Annotated in this window: 24 protein-coding genes; 10 read left to right on the top strand and 14 right to left on the bottom strand. The window is 53.6% G+C overall.

Annotated elements, in window-relative coordinates:
* Positions 1 to 9: 9 nt before the first annotated feature.
* The 6 genes from ACFPMF_RS11275 to ACFPMF_RS11300 all read right to left on the bottom strand — a co-directional run bounded on the left by ACFPMF_RS11275 (position 10) and on the right by ACFPMF_RS11300 (position 5,941).
* On the bottom strand, positions 10 to 708 hold the full coding sequence (locus ACFPMF_RS11275) for a hypothetical protein (protein WP_379844624.1): 699 nt from the start codon (positions 706 to 708) through the stop codon (positions 10 to 12).
* A gap of 97 nt (positions 709 to 805) precedes the next feature.
* Positions 806 to 1,282: a QcrA and Rieske domain-containing protein gene (locus ACFPMF_RS11280; protein WP_379844626.1), complete on the bottom strand. Its 477-nt coding sequence runs from the start codon at positions 1,280 to 1,282 to the stop codon at positions 806 to 808.
* Between the two features lie 75 nt (positions 1,283 to 1,357).
* Entirely contained in the window at positions 1,358 to 2,932 is a 1,575-nt protein-coding gene (locus tag ACFPMF_RS11285; RefSeq protein WP_379844628.1) for a hypothetical protein, read from the bottom strand.
* Positions 2,904 to 3,473, bottom strand: a complete 570-nt coding sequence (locus tag ACFPMF_RS11290) for an RNA polymerase sigma factor (RefSeq protein ID WP_379844630.1) — start codon at positions 3,471 to 3,473, stop codon at positions 2,904 to 2,906. The genes ACFPMF_RS11285 and ACFPMF_RS11290 overlap by 29 nt, the downstream gene beginning before the upstream one ends.
* A 210-nt stretch (positions 3,474 to 3,683) precedes the next feature.
* Positions 3,684 to 4,538: a hypothetical protein gene (locus ACFPMF_RS11295; protein WP_379844632.1), complete on the bottom strand. Its 855-nt coding sequence runs from the start codon at positions 4,536 to 4,538 to the stop codon at positions 3,684 to 3,686.
* A gap of 155 nt (positions 4,539 to 4,693) precedes the next feature.
* Positions 4,694 to 5,941 carry a bifunctional 3,4-dihydroxy-2-butanone-4-phosphate synthase/GTP cyclohydrolase II gene (locus ACFPMF_RS11300; protein ID WP_379845868.1) on the bottom strand — a complete coding sequence of 416 codons (1,248 nt, stop codon included), beginning with the start codon at positions 5,939 to 5,941 and terminating at the stop codon, positions 4,694 to 4,696.
* A gap of 213 nt (positions 5,942 to 6,154) precedes the next feature.
* Between ACFPMF_RS11300 and ACFPMF_RS11305 the strand changes: the two genes are divergently transcribed.
* From ACFPMF_RS11305 to ACFPMF_RS11315, 3 genes are all read left to right on the top strand, one after another.
* Positions 6,155 to 8,146: a T9SS type B sorting domain-containing protein gene (locus tag ACFPMF_RS11305; RefSeq protein WP_379844635.1), complete on the top strand. Its 1,992-nt coding sequence runs from the start codon at positions 6,155 to 6,157 to the stop codon at positions 8,144 to 8,146.
* Positions 8,147 to 8,282: 136 nt separating this feature from the next.
* A complete protein-coding gene (locus tag ACFPMF_RS11310; protein WP_379844638.1) occupies positions 8,283 to 8,618 on the top strand; it encodes a YbaB/EbfC family nucleoid-associated protein in 336 nt (111 codons plus the stop codon).
* 3 nt (positions 8,619 to 8,621) lie between these two features.
* The gene (locus tag ACFPMF_RS11315; RefSeq protein ID WP_379844640.1) at positions 8,622 to 9,647 is read left to right on the top strand and encodes a glycosyltransferase family 2 protein; all 1,026 of its coding nucleotides are present in this window, start codon (positions 8,622 to 8,624) and stop codon (positions 9,645 to 9,647) included.
* A 9-nt stretch (positions 9,648 to 9,656) separates the two neighbouring features.
* Here ACFPMF_RS11315 and ACFPMF_RS11320 read toward each other — a convergent pair whose 3' ends face one another.
* A complete protein-coding gene (locus ACFPMF_RS11320) occupies positions 9,657 to 9,878 on the bottom strand; it encodes a PspC domain-containing protein (protein ID WP_379844642.1) in 222 nt (73 codons plus the stop codon).
* A 423-nt stretch (positions 9,879 to 10,301) separates the two neighbouring features.
* On the opposite strand from ACFPMF_RS11320, the gene ACFPMF_RS11325 reads away from it, so the two are divergent.
* Positions 10,302 to 10,508, top strand: coding sequence for a cold-shock protein (locus ACFPMF_RS11325; protein ID WP_111626300.1), 207 nt, complete (start codon positions 10,302 to 10,304; stop codon positions 10,506 to 10,508).
* 144 nt (positions 10,509 to 10,652) lie between these two features.
* On the opposite strand, the gene ACFPMF_RS11330 is transcribed toward ACFPMF_RS11325, so the two are convergent.
* On the bottom strand, positions 10,653 to 11,114 hold the full coding sequence (locus tag ACFPMF_RS11330; RefSeq protein WP_379844646.1) for a 3-oxoacyl-ACP synthase: 462 nt from the start codon (positions 11,112 to 11,114) through the stop codon (positions 10,653 to 10,655).
* A 13-nt stretch (positions 11,115 to 11,127) separates the two neighbouring features.
* On the bottom strand, positions 11,128 to 12,858 hold the full coding sequence (lysS, locus tag ACFPMF_RS11335; protein WP_379844649.1) for a lysine--tRNA ligase: 1,731 nt from the start codon (positions 12,856 to 12,858) through the stop codon (positions 11,128 to 11,130).
* A 192-nt stretch (positions 12,859 to 13,050) separates the two neighbouring features.
* On the opposite strand from lysS, the gene ACFPMF_RS11340 reads away from it, so the two are divergent.
* Together ACFPMF_RS11340 and ACFPMF_RS11345 are read left to right on the top strand one after the other, a co-directional pair.
* Positions 13,051 to 13,902, top strand: coding sequence for an SPFH domain-containing protein (locus ACFPMF_RS11340; RefSeq protein WP_379844651.1), 852 nt, complete (start codon positions 13,051 to 13,053; stop codon positions 13,900 to 13,902).
* A 92-nt stretch (positions 13,903 to 13,994) separates the two neighbouring features.
* Positions 13,995 to 14,174: a type II toxin-antitoxin system antitoxin gene (locus ACFPMF_RS11345; protein WP_379844654.1), complete on the top strand. Its 180-nt coding sequence runs from the start codon at positions 13,995 to 13,997 to the stop codon at positions 14,172 to 14,174.
* A gap of 22 nt (positions 14,175 to 14,196) precedes the next feature.
* On the opposite strand, the gene ACFPMF_RS11350 is transcribed toward ACFPMF_RS11345, so the two are convergent.
* Positions 14,197 to 15,015: a type III pantothenate kinase gene (locus ACFPMF_RS11350; protein ID WP_379844657.1), complete on the bottom strand. Its 819-nt coding sequence runs from the start codon at positions 15,013 to 15,015 to the stop codon at positions 14,197 to 14,199.
* A gap of 187 nt (positions 15,016 to 15,202) precedes the next feature.
* Between ACFPMF_RS11350 and ACFPMF_RS11355 the strand changes: the two genes are divergently transcribed.
* From ACFPMF_RS11355 to ACFPMF_RS11370, 4 genes are all read left to right on the top strand, one after another.
* Positions 15,203 to 16,447: a serine hydrolase domain-containing protein gene (locus tag ACFPMF_RS11355; RefSeq protein WP_379844659.1), complete on the top strand. Its 1,245-nt coding sequence runs from the start codon at positions 15,203 to 15,205 to the stop codon at positions 16,445 to 16,447.
* Positions 16,448 to 16,604: 157 nt separating this feature from the next.
* Entirely contained in the window at positions 16,605 to 17,081 is a 477-nt protein-coding gene (locus ACFPMF_RS11360; protein ID WP_379844661.1) for a Panacea domain-containing protein, read from the top strand.
* Entirely contained in the window at positions 17,068 to 17,430 is a 363-nt protein-coding gene (locus ACFPMF_RS11365; RefSeq protein WP_379844663.1) for a hypothetical protein, read from the top strand. The genes ACFPMF_RS11360 and ACFPMF_RS11365 overlap by 14 nt, the downstream gene beginning before the upstream one ends.
* A gap of 103 nt (positions 17,431 to 17,533) precedes the next feature.
* A complete protein-coding gene (locus tag ACFPMF_RS11370; RefSeq protein WP_379844666.1) occupies positions 17,534 to 18,511 on the top strand; it encodes a DUF4886 domain-containing protein in 978 nt (325 codons plus the stop codon).
* Positions 18,512 to 18,534: 23 nt separating this feature from the next.
* On the opposite strand, the gene ACFPMF_RS11375 is transcribed toward ACFPMF_RS11370, so the two are convergent.
* The 4 genes from ACFPMF_RS11375 to ACFPMF_RS11390 form a co-directional block, all read right to left on the bottom strand.
* Entirely contained in the window at positions 18,535 to 19,140 is a 606-nt protein-coding gene (locus ACFPMF_RS11375) for a Crp/Fnr family transcriptional regulator (RefSeq protein ID WP_379844668.1), read from the bottom strand.
* Between the two features lie 80 nt (positions 19,141 to 19,220).
* A complete protein-coding gene (locus ACFPMF_RS11380) occupies positions 19,221 to 19,697 on the bottom strand; it encodes a DoxX family protein (protein WP_379844671.1) in 477 nt (158 codons plus the stop codon).
* A gap of 44 nt (positions 19,698 to 19,741) precedes the next feature.
* Positions 19,742 to 20,092 (bottom strand): nuclear transport factor 2 family protein, encoded by a 351-nt coding sequence (locus ACFPMF_RS11385; protein WP_379844673.1) that lies wholly within the window; start codon positions 20,090 to 20,092, stop codon positions 19,742 to 19,744.
* A gap of 110 nt (positions 20,093 to 20,202) precedes the next feature.
* A complete protein-coding gene (locus tag ACFPMF_RS11390) occupies positions 20,203 to 20,676 on the bottom strand; it encodes a nitrate reductase associated protein (RefSeq protein ID WP_379844676.1) in 474 nt (157 codons plus the stop codon).
* Between the last annotated feature and the right edge of the window lie 45 nt (positions 20,677 to 20,721).

A 20,721-nucleotide genomic window follows, 5' to 3' on the forward strand; every position in this document is an offset into this window, starting at 1 on the left:
AGAAGTGTCTTACTTGATTTTAATGGCGATGATAGCAGCCGCGTAGGCCCCGAACGTGGTAAAAGCCGCTGCCCGGTGGTAGGGCTTCAATTCCGGGTTTTTGGCCACTTTGTGGGACAGAATATTGGTGGTTACCATGCCGGTCAGGTGAAGAATCGCCAGCGCGCGGTGGAGTTTGATCGAGCTGAAACCGCGTTTCTGGCTGCTGGTGGGCAACCCGGGGGGCGACGTGAGCGAGAGCAGGGCCGTGGTGCCGTACGAGAAGTTGATAAAGGTGGCCACCGTCTCGTGCTTCTCCTTGATGCGGGAATAATCCAGCCCTTTGGCGTTATACAGTTGCGAACCCAGAATGCCCTGTGCCACAAAACCGGCCAGCGTGACAAACCCCAGCACCTGATGGCTCACCAGAAAAGTCCGCCGAATCTTCAGTTCTTTTTCGCGGCCCTCGGGCGACAGCGGAGCGATCTTCGTGACCCGAAGCAGCCCTTTCGGCCCCCAGAACGCCCGCTGGGTGAAAACCATCTTCTTCGGCAGCAACTCCTGCGCATCGGTGGTACTGTCGGCCAGTTCGGCCAGCAGATCGTCGGCATTGGCGGGTGCTTTCACGTTGGTATCAGCCGGCGCGGCTGTCCGGACGCGGGTCGAATCCTGGGCCCGTAGCGGCCCGTAGGCCAGCAGGAACAGGCAAACAATCAGCAGATGCTTCATAAAGTAAGTAGGCAAATTAGGTGATAGCGTCCGGTTTTCCCGTTTCGTCCCCGCAAACCCGACGCCATCGGGCACAAATGATAAACAGAATTCGGGATTACTCCTCAAAGACGCGCAAACTGGTTCCGTTGAGGGCGGTTTTATACTGCTTCAGGTTGGCCTGATTCGAAACGGCCGGAACCGTTACCTTGCCCGTGAGGTCGTATTCGGAACCGTGGTTCGGACAGTAAAGGTTATCGACCGTAGGCCGGTAGGTTACCAAATTGCCTTCGTGCGTGCAGATTTTTGCCACTGCGATGTAATTGCCGTTTTTAGCCTGGGCAATCAGCACATCATCCTTATAGACAAATTTTTTGGCGGCATCCTTCAGGTCGGCATAAGCGCTGTTGTTGAGGTCAATCGTAAAGTCGACTTTACCGCCCGGATTCGGGGTCGGGTCCGGATCATCCGACCCCCCTTTGGAACAGGACGTCAGGGCGCCCATGCAATAAAAGGCCATCAAAGCCGCGCTGCTCAGCCCTAAACTCCGAATAAACTCACTTCTTTTGATCGGCTCTTGTTGATTGGTCTCCATACTAGTAAATAGGTTGTGAATAAATGTAGATACATTATTTACGGCTACTGGAAGACAGGTAAGAAAAAGTGTCTCTCAAAGCCGGTAGCGCAACGAGAAAAACAAACCGGTACTCGTCAACCGGATTTTACCGTAACCCAGTGTAGACCGCCGGGCGTATTTGAGGAAAGGTTCTACCTGCCAGGAAAACCGGCGCAGGGGGCCGTCGGGACTGAAAGTACGTTCATAACCCAGTGAGAAATTCAAGTGACTGAATTCGTGAAACCCGCTTTGGCCCGACCATTCTTCGTATTTTTTTTGAGACGGGTTGACGCCATACGGATACTGGTACTTGTAATATTCTTTCTGCATGATGTAGGACGAAAAACCGGAGCTGATAAACCACCGCTGGCGTTCGTTCACCAGCGCATCGAATCGCAAATTGACCGGAATATCCAGAATCGTACAGACTGCCGCGACGCTTTCGTAGGATGGACCGTACCAGTGCTCCGGTTTGGTATAATCCGAAGCCGCAGCGGTGTATTTTTTCACCGACCGGATGACCCCGCTCTGGATCGTAAACCGGCGAGCAAACCGAAATTCACCGAGCAGGCCCAACTGAAAATCCGTAGCCGCTTTCGTACTTTTTCCGACAAAATTCCAGTCGGGAGCCAGGACAAACCGTACCGACAGCGCGGGATAACCGATCACCGGGAGGGGTGGAGGGCCAGCGTTCGGAACGACCGGCGGAGCCACCGGTTCCAGATCCGGTTCCGGTATTCGGGGTAAAATCGGTTGGTTGGGCGTCCGGGCGCTGATGTACGACAGATTGCCCCGCAGCGCAAAGGGAGCCGTTTCCTGCACCGTGTTCACCGGCGAGGCATTCGATTCGCGGCCTTCACCCGGATTCACCGGAGCCCCCAAGCCGGTTTCTCGCCGGTTTCTCCGGCTGAAAACCGGACTCGAAATGCCGTCGGAAACCGTATCCGACCCCTTGAGATTTTTCGACCCATTTCCGGTATCGCGTTTTGAATCCGTACGTCTGGCGAATCCGGTGCGGCTGGTTTTTGCGAGCCGGTTTTCGGCAATCCGGCGGGTTGTTCCGACGGGAGTCACAGGGGCATCAGCCGGTTTTCCGGTCACCACTGTACCCGGTTTTGACGGGCGGGTAATGGCTTTTGATTCCGTTTCCGGTTGTTCGGATCCGGCAGGCGGCACCGAGGGCCGTTTGTCTGCCGGTTTTTCGAGGTTCCGGTTTTCGCGGGTAGGGTCGTTCGCAGAAACGATTTCGGTAGATGCCGTTGCTGCTGCGGATTTCGTCCTGGAAGATTCCGCTTCGCCGGCAACCGCCGGAGCCTTGTCTTGGTGATCGGAGGAAGCCGGAGCACCCGCTTCCGGTGTCGAAACGACGCCCGGACGTTTGGTAACCACCTGGGCCGACGAACGAACCTCCGTTGATGGAGACAGCAGCGAAACCGTCGTTAGCAACAGCAAGAGCAACGGTAAACCCCAGTAAATAAACCGGTCGAGGAGCCGCTTGCGGTCGTCGTCATCGAGACGCCGGCGCAGGCTGTTCCAATCCCCAGCATTGTAAGGCGGCTCAAACTCCCCGGCAGACGACCGGAAGAGCTTATCCAGTTCGTCATCGGGAAGTTCTTGCAAACTCGCCATGGCATCTACGGTTTAATAAATTTTTCAATTGTTCACGGGCCCGCGCCAGATTGGATTTTGAGGTACCAACTGAAATGGACAGTTGACTGGCAATTTCCTCGTGGGTGTACCCATCAATAGCATACAAGTTGAAAACCAGTCGGTAAGCAGGTGTCAGCAACTGAACGACTTCCATCAATTCCCCGTAGCTCAGCTGGTCGAGGGCGCTGGCGTCAACGTCGGGCAACTGACCGGCCTGATCAATATCCTCGTGGTACCGGTGTTTCAAATTCTGTCGGTAATAGTCAAGGGCGGTATTGATCATGATCCGACGCAACCACATCTTGAACGGCACTTCCGGGCGGTATAAGCTCGACCGGGTAAATACCTTCATAAAACCATCATTCAAAATCTCCACGGCTTCGTCACGGTTGTGCGAATACCGCAGGCAGATCCCCATCGCATACCCATAGAACTGCCGGTAAAGCTGCTCCTGGCTTCTGCGATTGCCGTTTTGGCATTCCTGTAACAGTCCGGCGATATCTGGGGAGGGAACGGTCATACGTCGGGTTTCTGTCGTCAATACGCGGATCGGCACAAACGGGTTGCGTCAGTCGGCAAAATTGTTGGCGGTCTTCAGTGAGCGGTTCTCTTTTTCGTTCCTTGTGGATAGTTCATGAGGCAGTCGTGCCTAAACTAATAACAATAAACGAATCATCGGTTGGCAGAACAGAGAAAAACGCAGAACCGACTCACTGAAGACCGCTGACGATCACGGCACGGGTGCTTCCGGTATGTCTTTGTTGATAATCGGCCAGACGCCCGGTTGCGGAAAACTGATACCTTTGTTCAGACCCCGCTTGCCGTTATCCTGCTGGAAATAATACAGCGGCCAGCCTTTGAAGGTCAGCTGCTGGTGTCCGGCCACCGTGATCGAACCAAACAGCGATTTGTCGATGGTCGAAGGCACTTCTTTCAGGGTTTCTTCGTAGACAGGCCAAACCGCATTGTTACTAAAATCTTCCTTTGTAAAGTTATTCTTATTTTTCTTATCGTTTCGAAAACCGTACAGCGTCCGGCCCATGCCATCGGTGAAGTAAACCGTTTTTCCGGTTCCTTCCTTGTAGTCAGACGTATAGGATTTGCCGTTATGCCCGACCAGTTGCGCACTGGCGATCATGATCGAATAATTCGGTTTGGCCACGAACCAGATGTTGCTCACGTTTTCACCCTTCACATCGCCCGTTTTGGCGTCGTCCTTGAAATAATACAAAGGCCAGCTGTGGTAGGTGGTCTGTTTACTGCCGTCGGCCCGGGTGATCGTTCCGAAATCGGAAGCGTTCAGACCACTGGCCAGTTTAGGGCTTTCCCGGTAAAAGACGGGCCAGTTTGTCAGACAGCCGCCGGTGCAGGTCGATGCGCCGGTGCTGTCGTAATCGTTGGAAAAGAAATAAAGTGTCCGGCCGGTTTCGTCCGTTAAAACATTGCCTAGAGAAGTGCTGGTGAGGTTAATAGCCGGATCTGGGGTTGATGGGGTATCGTCCGTATCTTTATCACAGGATTGGGTTAACGAACCGATAATAACCAACAGGGCGACCACCGGGGTCGCAATCCATTTCGTTTTCATAGCAAGTAGATAAAAAGGTTAGAACTACAGAACGCGCCCTGTTGAATCGATTCGGAGGCAGTACGGAAAAAGGGCGTAAAGGGTTGCGTGTCGGACCAGAAAGTACAAAAAAAGCCCGTCGGTGAAGACGGGCTTGGGAATTCCATTCGGATAAATCAGCCAACCTGATCGGTTAAATGCTTGAGAATGTGTCCCATTTTGTCGCGCTTGGTGCGCAGGTACACGACATTATGCGGGTTCGGTTGAATATCGATCGGCACGGTTTCAACAATTTCCAGTCCGTAGCCCATCAGGCCGGCCCGTTTTTTGGGATTGTTGGAAATCAGCCGGAGTTTGGTGATGCCCAGATCCCGCAGAATCTGCGCGCCCACGCCGTAATCCCGGGCATCCATCGGCAGGCCGAGTTCCAGGTTGGCTTCGACGGTATCACGACCCATTTCCTGTAATTTATAGGCCTTCAGTTTGTTCATAAGCCCAATACCCCGGCCTTCCTGAAACATATACAGCACGACGCCCCTGCCTTCCTTCTCCACCATTTGCATGGAGGCATGCAACTGTTCCCCGCAGTCGCAGCGGCACGAGCCGAAAATATCGCCCGTCACGCAGGACGAGTGAACGCGTACCAAAACCGGCTCATTTTTCTGCCAGGTTCCTTTGACCAGCGCTAGGTGCGTATCGTCGGTATTAATCTGTTTGTAGGCAATGAGTTCAAAATCACCGTATTCGGTCGGCATCTGAACGCCAATTTCGCGCCGGATCAGGCTTTCCTGTCGCAGCCGGTATTCGATCAGATCCTGAATGCTGACCAGTTTCATGCCGAATTTGTCGGCAATTTCGCGCAGTTGCGGCAAACGGGCCATCGTACCGTCTTCGTTCAGCACTTCGATCAGGACGCCCGCCGGTTGCAGCCCCGCCAGGTGGGCAAAGTCAATAGCCGCTTCTGTATGACCGGCCCGGCGAATAACTCCGCCATCGACCGCCCGTAGTGGGAAAATGTGCCCCGGGCGCCCCAGGTCTTCGGGTTTGGTGTTCGGATCGACGAGTGCCTGAATGGTTTTGGAACGGTCGCTGGCCGAAATTCCCGTGGTACAACCGTTGCCCAGCAGATCGACCGAAACCGTAAACGGGGTGGTATGAACCGAGGTGTTGTTGCCCACCATCATTTCCAGCCCCAGTTCGTGACAGCGCGCTTCGGTCAATGGGGCGCACATCAGGCCCCGGCCTTCCCGGATCATGAAGTTCACCATTTCGGGCGTAATTTTTTCCGCTGCGCAGATCATATCGCCCTCGTTTTCCCGGTCTTCGTCATCGACGACGATAATGATTTTTCCGTCGCGGATATCCTGAATCGCGTCTTCGATCCGATCCAGCAGACTCCCGGAATTGGTATTATTATTGCTCATCATATGGAGTAATGACTTGAGATAACAGACAAGAGATGGGAGATAAAAGACCCGTTGCCGGGATTACGCCGTACGGTTTATACCTTTTCTCTCGTGCCTTTGCCCTCATGTCTTCAGAACATTGTTCCACAAAGATACGTTCGATACGCTAAATTTGTGTTTTGGTCGTTTTAATCAGAAACGTCGTTATCGTTACGAAAAATTCTACCGCTCGTGAAAGTTGTCAGGGAATGGTCGGCCGGTTTTAAGGGATTTGTCCGGTATGGGGTTCAGTTTTTCCTGATCGGGGCGGTTTTTGTTTTGAATTTTAATGCGCTTGCTCAAACAACTATCGATTGGTGCGTGAACCCTCCGGCTGCGGCTGCGAAAGGCGGTTTTTCGGTATCTGCTCTAAAAGGATGTGCTCCATTTACCGTTACCGTTAAGAATACCACCGCGAGTCCGGATAATATTTTTCTGTACGTATATGATTACAAGGGGGGAGATCCCGTAGCTGCGAAATCCGGTGTTGCCGATATCACCCATACGTTTACCCGACCGGGGCGGTACAAAATTCTCCAGATAGGAAGTGTCAATACCGGTTCGGTTGCCTGTCAGGAAATAGAGGTGTTAGATGCGACTCCGCCGAACTTTCGGGCGTTCACTTGTGCCGACCGGAAAGTGTTTGTCGACATCGTCAACGACGCCGTGGCCAGCCAGTACGACGAATTTCTGGTGGACTGGAACGACGGCAGCCCTCTACAAACGGTTCCTAAAACCGCCCTCGCGGGGATTACCCATACGTACGCGAACAGTGCAAATTATATCATTAAAGTAACCGGGAACTATCAGGGACTCAATTGCGGAGGAGGGTCGTTCCAGCAGGTAACCCCCATGCTCAGTAACGAGTTTAGCAAACCGTCGATCACCCGGGTAGTAACGAGTGGGAATACGATTACTTTTCAGGTTAAGGCTGGTGATAAGCAGCAGGTTACACTCTATCATGAGGGGGCGGCTGGCGTGTTCAACCCGACGCCGGTTTCCCGCGTGGGCAATGGAGCTTTATCGATTGGCAGCATTGTATCCCATCCGGCCTGTTTTAAGTTGGTTTCGCTGGATGCCTGCGGACAGAAGTTTGAGTCCGACGTGGTGTGCAGCCTGGGGCTGACCGTGGAAGCAAAAGAGCAGCAGAACGTTTTGACCTGGAGCGCGGCCGGTAATTGGGCCGATTTTAAGTCGTATGACCTTACGCGTAACGGTGCTCCCCTGCAAACGATAGCCAGTGCCGGAACGACAGCGTATACGGATACGCAGGGACTCAACTGCAACGAAGAATATTGCTACCAGGTAACCTCCGTGGCCGGATCGACGGAAGTAGTGTCCGACCGGGTGTGCGTGACGGTGCGTTCGTCGGTGACTCCCCCGCCTTTCTCCACGGTACAGGTGTCGGTCAACGGCGATAACCGGGTCGATTTGCGTGGGTTACCGCCCGTTCCGACTTCGCAGAATCCGAGTTATAAAATGATCGTTTTCCGCCGGGGTGCACCAGGGGACTCGTTTGAGCAAACCGCCGAAGAAATCAACCGGAACATTCACCAGGATGGGGGCGTACAGCCGCAAAACCAGTCGTACTGCTACGAAGTGGTGTACCAGAACGCCTGCGGGGTTTCGTCGGAACCTTCCCGAACGGTCTGTACGATTTACCTGGCTTCAAACTCCGCGTCCACCATCGACTGGACGGCGGATTCGCCGTTCGCGGACGAAGAAATTGACCGGTACGTCATCGAAAAAATTGATGCCAGCGGAGTGGTATGGGAAGAAGTATCCGTTGGCCGGCAGACGTCCTATCATCCCGGCAACAATCCCGACGAGCAGCAGTTCCGGTTTCGGGTCAAGGCGGTTTCGAAATCCGGAGCCATCAGTTATTCCAACTTTTATACATTCGTACAAACGCCCCGTGTCTTCATGCCCGACGCTTTTTCGCCCAATGGCGACGGCGTCAACGATCTGCTGGAAGTGAAGGGCAGCACCTACGCCGAATCCATCCGGCTGACGGTCTATAACCGCTGGGGCGAGGTGGTGTTTCATTCCGAAAGCCGGGAAGGCTGGGATGGGAAAATCGGGGGGCAGCCTGCCGCTCCCGGGTCGTATGCCTACCGGGTCGTGGTAACGGATCAGAACGGGACAAAAACAGAAAAGGTGGGGGCCGTGTTACTGATTAAATAGACAATGGAAGCCCGACCGCCGACAAAAGAGGAAGGAAAACCGGGCGGTCTGTTCATTCCTTCCTACCTTTGCCCGGACAAATTCGGTGTGGTTGGTTTTGCTTGTCTTTTGTCTCACCTCATTTTTTGTTTGTAGTATGTTCAATATGATGGATATGTTCGGTAAGGTGAAGGAGTTTCAGTCGCGCATGAAAGATGCGCAGGCTAGCCTGAATACCATTACTGAATCAGGAGAATCGGGTGCGGGGATGGTTCGGGTAACCGTCAATGGCCTGAAACAGATTATTCGGCTGGAAATCGACCAGGAGTTGATCCGGCCCGACGAGCGCGAGATGCTGCAGGATCTGGTCGTTGCTGCTACCAACAAGGCCCTTGAGAACGTGGAACCGAAAATCAAAGCCCATCTTCAGAAGGCAACCGAAGGCTTGTTGCCCAATATCCCCGGTTTCGACCTGGGCAGTATGATGTCGTAGGGCATGGATCAGATTGCCATTGTAATCCTGAATTACAACGGGAAATCCTTCCTGGAACGGTTTTTACCGTCGGTATTGACGCATTCGGAAGGCTTTCCGGTGTATGTGGCCGACAACCATTCGTCGGATGGGTCCGTTGCTTTTTTACAGGAAACGTTTCCGGAGGTACGACTCATTCAATTGCCGGTTAATCTGGGCTACGCGGGGGGGTACAATGCTGCCTTGAAGCAAATTGAAGCGACCTATTACCTGTTGCTGAATTCCGATGTTGACGTCAGCGCGGGCTGGCTGCAACCGCTCCGGCAGTTGCTGGAAGCGAATCCCCGGATTGCGGCCTGTCAGCCCAAACTCCGGGATTTTAAACAGCCGCAGCTATTCGAATATGCCGGAGCCGCCGGGGGGTACATCGATTACCTGGGTTATCCGTTTTGCCGGGGGCGACTTTTCGATACCCTCGAAACGGATCAGCACCAGTACGACGACGCCCGGGAAATCTTCTGGGCCACGGGTGCGTGTATGCTCGTTCGGGCCGACGTGTTTCACCGGCTCGACGGTTTTGATCCCCGGTTTTTTGCGCACATGGAAGAAATTGACTGGTGCTGGCGGGCCAAAAATGCGGGCTACCAGATCTGGTATTGCCCGGATTCCACGGTTTTCCACGTGGGGGGCGGAACGCTTCACAAATCCAATCCGCACAAAACCTTCCTGAATTACCGCAACAGCCTGGCGATGCTGTACAAAAACCTGCCGACGGGGCACGTCTTTCTGAACATTCTGATCCGGCTGGTGCTGGATGGATTGTCGGGGGGGCGCTTGCTGGTGTCTGGACACTGGCGGGATACGCTGGCGATTTTGCGGGCCCACTTTGCCTTTTACAGCTGGCTACCGTTTTTGCGCCAGCAACGGAATGCGCTGGCCGAGCTGCGTAATAACCGCATTACGCACCCGCAGATTTACCCGCACAGCATTATCTGGCAGTATTTTGCCAAAGGCCGCAAAACGTTTCGGGACCTTCGAAAAAACCAGTAAAAAAGGAAATTATAACTCCCAGACGGTCGGGTGATGGTGGCGTCGGAGGTGTTTTCGCATTTCCATCCAGAATGCCATAATCAGGTAAAGGACAACCGGCGACCCCAGTGTGAGGCACGAAGTGTAGATAAAATACAGGCGAATGCTGCTGGCGGAAATGTTCATCATCTCGCCCAGACGCGTGCAAACGCCAAACGCCTGACTTTCGACAAAGTACCTGAGCTTATTCATCGGAATAATAGTCCTGATAATCAGTACAAGATCAAAAATAAGACCAGCTGTCCTCGCAAAGTGGCCTCCTAGGATTTGTTAGCTTATCAAAGATATATCGAACAAACGGTATCAACAATCTCCCTAACGATTTGTTTAGAATAAATATTGAGCGAAAAAGCTTTTTGTTTAATTGTGTCAATAAATAAGTCAATTAATTTCAAAAAAAATTGTTTACATATTCGTGACAATTTTTGTTACTTTGTGTTTACTAAGGCGTTGTCTAAAAAAAGTTAACATATTTTGCTATTCAACAAAGTCAATGCATAGACGGCCAGTTCCATCCGTATCGCCCATTTCGTGTGTTAACCTGGAACCTGTTTGAAGACTTTTGTTAAGAATATCCCAGTTCAGTAATGTTTTATTTTTAATTTTTTAAGTTTTATGCAAACAGGTGTTGTCAAATTTTTCAACGAGAGCAAAGGCTACGGATTTATCGTCGAAGATGATACGAACCGTGACATTTTCGTCCACATTACTGGCCTGAATGGCACGACTATTCGGGAAACAGACCGGGTCTCTTTCGAAGTAATCGAAGGGAAGAAAGGCCTTAATGCCGTGAAAGTGAAAAAATTGGAAGGATCGTATTAAGAACCCCTCCTTCGCCAACATAAAAACCCCGGCCAGACGACCGGGGTTTTTTATGTTTTGAGAGCAAAGAGATTAGAGAGAAAAGCGAAAAGACTTCGGGATGGCTTACGTCTTTTCACTCGTGTCCTGCATATCTATCCTATGCTAATACACCGCCAGAACCCGAATCGACTTGCCATTAAACGCCAGTTCGTCACCCGGTTTGGCGTGGTTTAACCGAACGCCGATGGGCGAAGCCGCTGAGACGGCAAAGTAATCGGTTTGGTTCAGGGTCATTTTCCCCGCGCTGATTGCGATGAAAAAATGACCCTGACTCGTTAACACCAGCCCCCCCGGCTGTCCGCTCGTGTAACTCCTGCCGCTATCAATCCGGGTCAGTTCCTGCTGAAGTTTGAGGGCTTCGGCCAGTTGCTGGGCGTGCCGGTCGCGCTCAAGCTGCGCCATCGCCCGCCCGGTTTCGTATTTGTCGCCCGCACTGCTTTTCGACTCTTCATTGGCGGCTGCCTGGGCCGCTTCCATGGCGGTTTTGGCGGTTTCGATCCGCTGGGCAACGTACTGCTGGCAACGTTCAAAGAGGGCCTGTTTTACCGAAATGTAGTCGATCATCGGCGGTTTTTTATCATTGCCCCGTCCAGCTTTTCACCTGATCGAGGGTCGGCATGGCCACATCCAGTTTCAGTTTCTTCCGCATTCCGCCCAGATCGTTGAAAATCTTGTTGGCGTTGGCTCCGTTCAACTGGCTGACGTGCTGGTAACCCATTTTCTGCAAAGCCGGAATCCAGCCCGCCGGAATGCCCAACTGCTCGTAATCGGCCTCGGTCGAAAGTTCAATTTTCTTTTCGGGACGCATTTGCGGGAAAAACAACACATCCTGAATCGACGGCTGGTTGGTCATGATCATCGCCAGCCGGTCGATGCCCAGACCGACACCCGCCGTGGGGGGCATGCCGTATTCGAGCGCGCGCAGGAAATCCTCGTCCATCGCCATCGCTTCCTCGTCGCCCCGTTTCGCCAGTTCAAGCTGTTCCTCAAACCGGGCCCGCTGGTCGATCGGGTCGTTCAACTCCGAGTAGGCGTTGGCAATTTCCTTGCCGTTGCAAATGGCTTCGAACCGCTCCACCAGCCCCGGTTTGTTCCGGTGTTTTTTGGTCAAGGGTGACATTTCAACCGGATAATCGGTGATAAAGGTCGGCTGAATCAGATTGCCTTCCACGGCTTCGCCAAACAGTTCGTCGATGAGCTTCGATTTGCCCATCGTGCTGTCGGTTTTGATGCCCCGGTTTTCGGCGACCTGCCGGAGTTCGTCTTCGCCCATCGCCGACACATCGACGCCGGTATACTCCTGAATCGCTTCGAACATGGTAAACCGCTTCCAGGGACGCTGGAAGTTGATGATCTTGTCGCCCACTGGCACCTCGGTTTTGCCGTGCAGGTCCAGCGCAATTTTTTCGACCATTTCCTCGATGAGATCCATCATCCAGTTGTAGTCCTTGTAAGCCACGTACAGCTCGACCTGCGTAAACTCCGGGTTGTGAAACCGGCTCATGCCCTCGTTGCGGAAATCTTTTGCAAACTCGAAAACGCCGTCGTAGCCGCCCACGATCAGCCGTTTCAGATACAGTTCGTTGGCGATCCGCAGGTAGAGCGTCATGTCGAGCGTATTGTGGTGGGTGCGGAAAGGCCGGGCGGCCGCGCCCCCGTGAATGGGTTGCAGGATCGGCGTTTCAACTTCCAGGTACCCGTGATTGCTCAAAAACGTCCGGATCGAGTTGACCAGTTGGGTCCGCTGAATGAAGGTTTTTCGAACCTCCGGGTTCACGATCAAATCGACATACCGCTGGCGGTACCGCTGTTCGGGGTCGGAGAAAGCGTCGTAGGTTTGTTTGTTGCCCTGCTCATCCACAACTTCCTTCACGATGGGTAAAGGCCGCAGCGATTTGGTCAGGAGTTTGAACTCGGTTACATGGATGGAGATTTCGCCGGTTTGGGTCGTGAAGACGTAGCCGTTGACGCCGATGATATCACCAATATCGAGCAGTTTTTTGAAAACCGTGTTGTACAGCGTTTTATCCTCGCCGGGGCAGAGGTCGTCGCGCCGGAAATAGAGCTGAATCCGGCCCGTAGCGTCCTGCAGCTCTGCGAACGAAGCCGAGCCCATGATGCGGAAACTCATCAACCGGCCCGCAATGGCAATGCTTTTATAATCGGTCTTGTTGCGTTCGTAATTCTTATGAATGTCAGCCGCGGTGACGTTGACCTCAAACAATTCGGCGGGGTAGGGGTCGATGCCCATCCGCATGAGTTCTTCGCGCTTGTTGCGCCGGTTTATCTCCTGTTCGCTCAGTATCATCTTGAATTTGAAAAGATTCGCAAATATAGTAGATGAGAACACGGATTCAGCGGATGGAATGGAATCTGGCGGATTACTTTATCCGGAATCTGGCGGTATTCCCGGCAAAAATTGACCGCACATCCAAAAATGTTTGGTGAAGAATTAAAAAATAAGCTATTATTGTGATATCAAAATACTATCACAAATGCCATGAATGAAAAGAACCTTACCTCGCTTTCCGGCTATATTTTGCTGCTGATCGCTTTGATTCTACTCGGGGTCGCAGCTTACGGATTTGCCTCCGAAGCCTTTGCCCTTGGCCTTATTTCCGGCTTTATTTCCATTGTATTAATGAGCGGCCTGGCGGTGATTAATCCCAAAGAAGGCGTGGTCACGACGTTTTTCGGGGATTATATGGGTACGATGCGGCAAACCGGTCTGCGCTGGGTGAATCCGCTGTATCGGAAACGCAAAATCAGCCTTCGGGCCCGTAACCTGAACGGACAAACGCTCAAGGTGAACGACAAAATGGGAAATCCCATTGAAATTGCCGCCGTTGTGGTCTGGCAGGTGGCTGATACCGCCAAGGCGCTTTTTGAGGTGGATGATTATACGCTCTTCGTGCAGATTCAGTCGGAAGCGGCCGTGCGGCACCTGGCCAGCACCTGCGCCTACGACAGCCTGGAAGACGAAGATGCGCCGGTGACGCTCCGCGACAGTACGGGCCAGATCAACGTGCTGCTGGAAAAGGAACTGAATGAACGGCTGGAACGTGCCGGGGTCGATGTGATCGAAGCCCGGATCAGTCACCTGGCCTACGCCCCCGAAATTGCCGGAGCGATGCTGCAACGTCAGCAGGCCACCGCCGTGGTGTCGGCCCGGAAACAGATTGTCGAAGGGGCCGTTGGGATGGTCGAAATGGCACTGGCCCGCCTGGCCGAAAAAGACGTGGTAACGCTCGACGAAGAACGCAAAGCCGCGATGGTCAGCAACCTGCTGGTCGTACTTTGCGGGGAAAAATCGGTCAGCCCCGTCGTCAATGCCGGAACCCTATATAGTTAAGAATTAAAAGTTAAAAGTTAAAAATAGGCTGCCCCTATCTGAGGATGTCCATGCAACTTTTAACTCTTACTTTTTAATTCTTAACTGAAAGAATGGCTGCGGAGAAAAAAGCATTTGTGTTACGGATCAATCCCGACACGCTGAAGGAACTCGAACGCTGGGCACAGGAGGAGTTTCGGAGCGTGAACGGGCAGATTGAGTTTATCCTCCATGAAGCGTTGCGAAAACGGAAGAAAGGGGGCGCGAATACCGATAAAAATACGGAACAGTGACATCGTCACGACCGGAGCTACGTTAGACGCGCAGCCCGATTTCCCGAATACCATCGAGGGTGAGGTGCGGCACGACTTCCACGTAATCCGGGTATAAGGATGGAATGGCCGAAACCATGCCGCCCGTAGCGACGGCCAGGCAATCGCCGTTCATCTCGGTCCGGATGCGGCTGATGAGCGAGCGGACCAACCCCTCGTAGCCCAGAATAACGCCAGCCTGAATGGCATGGGCGGTGCTGGTGCCCAGGGCCGACTCGGGCATCACCAGCGGGACTTCCGGTAATTGGGCGGTATTGGAAAACAGGGAACGCACGGCGGTTTTCAGGCCCGGCGCAATGGCAACGCCCGCAATTTGTCCTTCGGCCGTAACCGTTGTAAAGGTTAGCGCCGTTCCGAAATCGACTACCACACAGTTTTTCTGATAGCGAAGGTGAGCCGCTAAGGCGTTGGCAACCAGGTCGGTACCAATGGCGTAGGGCCGGAGTACCTGGAGGGGCAGGGCCGGATAGATGGCCGGACCGACCACAATCGGTTCCAGATTAAAAAGCCGGGCGAGCGTGGTTCGCAGGGTCGGCGTAAGTTCGGGGACCACACTGCTGATTACAATCGACTGGATCGCCGTGACGGGGATATTGGCTTCCAGCAGCCACAACCGCAGCAATCGTTCATAACGGTCCCGTTCGGCCGGGACGGCGTCCGAATCACCCGCGATCCGGTCGGTGAGATGAAACGCCATGGGTTCTTCGAGCAGCGAGCGCGTCCGCCAGACGTGCCGCCATTGCTGCTGATCGTATAAGCCAAAAACCGTATTGGAATTGCCTGCGTCGACGGCGAGGAACATAAAAAGAAGGAGGATAGAACCGTAAAAGCTGCAAAGATAGCACGAATCACGGGTTTGGAAATGAACTGCCTACGCAAAATAGTAACTGGTTTGGCACGGGCTGAAAACCGCCCGACGGATTCGTCCGGCTTTTTGTTCTTTGATTCCAGTGATCAGTTACCTTTGACTTCGTGATTGGGAAGATTTCATGCGCGCACTGCATAACATAATCCGTCGAATACCGGGCATCGGTCTGCTATTGCTGCTGGGGCTGGTGGGAACTAGCTGCCGGAAAGGGGAGGCCGATAGGACACCCGAACCGCTCACCTGGTTCGATTATTTGGGGAAGGCGCTCGATGATTCGCTGAAAACCAGGAATATCGGATACGGTTTTGTCATTCTGGAAAAAGGCGAAGTGCGGGCATCGGGCAGTGGTGGGTCGAAATCCCGGATTACCGAACCGGAAGGGGAGAAGCCGTTCACGCTAAACACGAAAATGCACGTTGCGAGTCTGAGCAAGACCATCACGGCTATAGCGTTTCTGCACCTGGCGGCCGAAAAGGGCCTCAAAACCACCGACAAAATTGCGCCGTATCTGCCTCCGGCCTGGATCAAGGGTGAGAACATCGACCAAATAACGTTCCGGGACCTGATGACCCACCGGAGCGGGATTATCGGTCTTGGCAATACCTGTCAGAATGGTGCCTTCGCCGAAAACAACTGGGGGGGCCTCCGACAACTGGTGGAAAAGGGCGTTCGGAGCACCAACCGGGGAAGTTATTGCTACCAGAATGCCAATTTTGGTTTATTTCGCGTTCTGATTCCGGGGATACTGGGGTATGCGTTTACCGGCAATGACCTGACCGACGATCAGCAGACGCAGCAGCACTACCTGGAATACGTCCAGAAAACTATCTTTGAGCCCGTTGGGATTCGCGATGTACTTGCCAATCAGCCCCCGGTCGATCCGACGTATGCGTATGCGTATCCGCTGGGCGGGCTTTCGGGCTGGAATCCGGGGAATTTTACCAATACCGTCGGCGCTTATGGCTGGTATCTGACGCCTTCGGAAGCCGGAAAGTTGTTTGCTACGGTTTTGTCGACCGCCGACCAAAGCGTACTGACGGCGGCCTGGAAAGATACCCTATTGACAAACCGCCTGGGGAGCTTTGCCGGAACGACTTCCGAGGGGCCGATCAGCTACCACGACGGCTGGTGGTACCTGAAACTGACCCAGTATCAGGGCATTCGGGCAATCTGGATGAAATTTCCGGAGGAGGTGACGGCGGTTCTGTTTGTCAATGCGTTACACCATTCGCGGGGCTTTTTTCCGAGCGACGACGGAACCGATATTGTCCAATACCTGAGTCGGGCCTATTCGCTGACCCGTCCGCTGAAAACCGGCCGGAAGAGCGCCGGTAGCCTGACGCTCGAACACCCGGAACCGCACTGATTTGAAACCCGGAAGCGTGGAAATTAAGCCGGTTCGTTGTATCTTTATACCTTGATTTTCAGGGGGTGCGAAGAGAAGGGTAGCCCCAGAATTACCGGACTGAGCGCGACAAAAAGGCCTCAGTGACCGGCCGAAAGTAAACAATCAATACGAAGGTATGTACCCGGCTTTGCTCATTGCCAGACAGTTTATCAACAAGGCCATCGCCGAAGGCCGACCCCTGACGCCGATGAAGCTCCAGAAGCTCATTTACATGGCGCACGGTCTGCACCTGGCCCGGCACGAAAAACCGCTCATCGCCGAAGAAGTACAGGCCTGGTCGTACGGTCCGGTGATTCCCGACGTATACGCCCGCTTCAAACGGTTTGGAAATAACCCGATTACGACCCCTTTTCCCGTTGCCGACTCCGACGAAGAACTGGACCGGCAGGCCCAGGATTCCATCAATTTTGCCTGGGACATTGCCAAGGATTATAGTGCCATTCAACTCTCGAACTGGACCCACGTCGAAGGGTCGCCCTGGGATCAGGCTGTGAGCCGCAACGACGGCGGGGCGGTGGAAAGGGAAGGCATCGACAACGACTTGATCAAAGAATATTTCACCGAAATTATCAGACGCGATGTCGGAGAATGAAGGCAACGAAAAAGCGAAAGAAAACTTCCGGAAGCTGATCGAATCATCATCGACCGACCCACGCAGCAGCAGTCTTTCCCAACGCGAATTCAATCAGTACGACGAAGAAGAGCGCAAGACGCGCCTGCTTGGGCTGGCGCAGGACATTCAGGAACGCAAAAAATTCGCCCAGTGGATATTCTGGATGGTGGTTTTCTGGCTGGTTGTCATTCTGGGCATTATCATCGCCGAAGGATTACACGTTCTGGATATTCCGCAGGCCGTGACCATCGCCCTGATCGGCTCCACGACCGTCAACGTGACGGCTTTCTTCGTAATCGTCACGAAATACCTGTTTCCGGGCAAATAAAAAGCAGGGCCGCCGGGGAGGGCCGCCCGGGGTGTTCCCATTCAATAGTATAAAAACCGGTTTTGAGCCTTTCCGTAGCATTTGTTGCTTTAATCGGATCAGCATGCATTCAACGTCTGGCGTCGCCTGGCTTCGGAAATCCGTTGCTATTTTTGTCCTTTTTCTTCTTGTTTTCACCGGAAAAACCGCCTTTTCGCAAGCGGGCCCGCCGGCGGTTCCGGGGCAAAAGAACGAAAAACCGCTGCACCTGTTCATCATCGGAAACAGCTTTTCCGGCAACGCGGCCCGGTATTTACCGAAACTGAGCAAAGAAGGCGGTCATACATTGGTCATTGGTCGCGCCGAACTGGGTGGTTGTTCGCTGCAACGGCACTGGGAACTGGTGGAAGCCGCCGAAGCCAACCCGGACGATCCGAAAGGAAAGGCCTACAACGGAAAATCGCTGAAAATGCTGCTGTCGGATGGCGTTTGGGATGTGGTGACGCTGCAGCAATATTCCATGCTGTCGGGCGATGTGGAAACCTACCGGCCGTACGCGCAAAAGCTGTACGACTACATTAAAAAGTTGCAGCCGTCGGCCCGGGTGGTGTTCCACCAGACGTGGGCCTACCGCGCCGATGCCGACGGTTTTGGCAAGGTGGCCGGTAAAACGATGGCCCAGAGTGAAAAGGAAATGTGGGAAAAATCGCGGGCGGCTTACCATACGATTGCCCGCGAACTGGGTGTGGCGGTCATGCCCGTCGGCGATGCCTTCTGGCGGATCAGTTCCGATCCGAAGTGGGGCTTCCGGAAAGACACCGGTTTTGAGGCCGCCAGCGCGCAGGCTCCCGACCTGCCGAATCAGGCTCATTCGCTGCACGTTGGCTACCGCTGGAACAAAACCAAACTGGAGTTCGATTCACACCACGCCAGCAACGCCGGTTGCTACCTGGGCGGGCTGGTCTGGTACGGTTTTCTGTTCAGCGAATCGCCGGTCGATCTGACCTTTCTTCCCGAAGGTGTGCCCGCTGATTTTGCGGCTCAACTCCGAAAAACCGCCTGGCAGACGGTCAGAGCGGTGCGCAAGGGGGTTGCGAAATAAAACCGCTTGGGAAAAACCGGGGTTTAACGGCGGGTGGCAAGTTCCCGGCGAATTTTGCTGAGAAACTCGGGCGTGAAGCCCAGGTACGACGCAATCAGGTACTGCGGGACGCGTTGCTCGATGAGCGGATACCGCTGGCGGAAAGCCAGATACCGTTCTTCCGCCGTCTGGCTGATGGTCGAAAAAATCCGGTTTTGAAACGAGATAAAGGCGTTTTGCAGTTTCAGACGGAAAAACCGCTCGAAGGCCGGAACCGCCAGGTATAACTGTTCCAGTTCCTTTTTTTCGATTTGCAGCACGTGGGTTTCTTCCAGCGCTTCCACGTACAGGGTCGCGGGTTGTTCGGTCGAAAGGCTTTGAAAATCGGAAATCCACCAGTCCTCCAGCGCAAACAAAACAACGTGTTCCTGCCCTTTCGGGTCGACGGCAAACGCCCGCAGACAGCCTTTTACCACAAACGTTTCGAACCGGCAAACTTCACCCATCTGCACCAGAAACTGTTTCCGGCGCAGCACGCGGGGTTTGAGTTGCTCCAGGAAATACGCTTTTTCATCCTCCGTCAACTGGATCAGTTGCTGAACGTGACGCAGAATACGCTCGTGGGCAGCGCCGGTATCGAATGGTTGCATACGCCGGAAACGAGCCCCCAACCGTGCCGTCAGAGACTCGTTTTAGGCGCTAAGGTAGCGAACAAAAGGCGGTGTGCGTATTACTGAAGCCGGTTATCGATCGATAATTTTCCTCCGCCGGATAGCAGCAGGGAAACCGTCATCGCCAGCACCAGCAGATGATACTCAAAGCCTTCGCCCGACTGGTTGCCGTACCAGTTCATGAAAAAACCGTATGGGAGGTGCGAGGTTAGAATGATGCCGACAAACAGCAGCCCGACCAGACTCGCCATCACCCGGGTGACCAGGCCCAGAACCAGGAAAAAGGGAGCGAAAAACTCGAGCAAAACGACGCTCAGGGCCAGCCAGTAGGGCAGGTGGACGGTTTCCGTGAAAAAGGTCATGGTGCCGTCGAAACCGTATCCGCCGAACCAGCCGAGGAGTTTTTGGGCGCCGTGCGGAAACAGCACGAGGCCCAGAACAACGCGGATGATCAAAGGGGCAATTTCGTGACCGGTGGACACGATCCGGCGCAGGGGAAACGGAGGGTGTTCCTCCGGTACGCTGATGGTTTTCATGGTGTGTTTACTATTCGGAAAGTGGGAGATAAGGCAATCGCGGCTTATGCAGCGTAATAAAATTTTTCCCGGATGATCAGGCCGTCTTTCCATTCCTGAACCGAGACCTGTTTGTACTGCTTGTGGCCCCACTCGCGGTGGTGGTAGTCATACTGCCACTCGACAAAGGAATAATTGCCGTTGGCCGACGTCTTGAGCGGTATGGCCGAAAAGTTGGAAACATTGGCTTCAAAGTCGGCCTCGCGCTGGTAATTGGCACTTTTACCCGTTGTGGGGTCGGATTCGTTTTCCTGCATGATGACGTCCGGGTGGTAATACGTATCGAACGCCCGCAGGATGTGTCCGTGTTGAACGAGTTGATTCAGATCGAGGAGTTTTTCCAAGGTAGTTTGCATGGCTTTTATCATTTTTTACGGAATTGACGCTGCAAAGCTACCGCCGTCCGGTCGCCCGGAACGATGAACTAGATTAAGAAAAATTCTTAACCTGGTTTAAGATATAACGGTTAAAACCGGAGGCCAAATTCGGCCAGGGCGCGCGGAAAATTCCGGCCTTCGTGGCCCGAGCGGCTGAGTTTGACCAACGCAAACCGTTGCAGTACGTCCAGGCGAGTCCATTGCTGAAGCGACAACGGCGCGCACTGCCATTCCTGCGCTTTCTGCTGCACCTCCTCCGGAACCGCCCCGAGGTGGTCCCAGGCGGCATCGACGGGGGGCAATTCGCTGACGGTTTTGACGCAACGTTCAGCCACCCGGTCGAGTAAATACCGGCGGTAGTGCGCAATTTCTGCGTCGCTGAAACACGGCCGGATGGCCAGTTCTTGCTTTTCGGCTACGCTTAACTTGACCCATTCGGGCAGTTTCAGCTTCAGCCCACAGGTATCAAGTTTGTAGCGCACCACCATAGGAATGCAGCGGAAGGTATCGACAAAATCGTTCTCGAAGGCAAAAAAGACGGTTTCGACGGCGTGAAGTTTCATGTTTAAAGAGCGAAAGAGATAAAGCGTGAAAGAGCATGGATGGTG

The sequence above is a fragment of the Larkinella bovis genome (assembly GCF_042655385.1).
Classification (GTDB): domain Bacteria; phylum Bacteroidota; class Bacteroidia; order Cytophagales; family Spirosomataceae; genus Larkinella; species Larkinella bovis.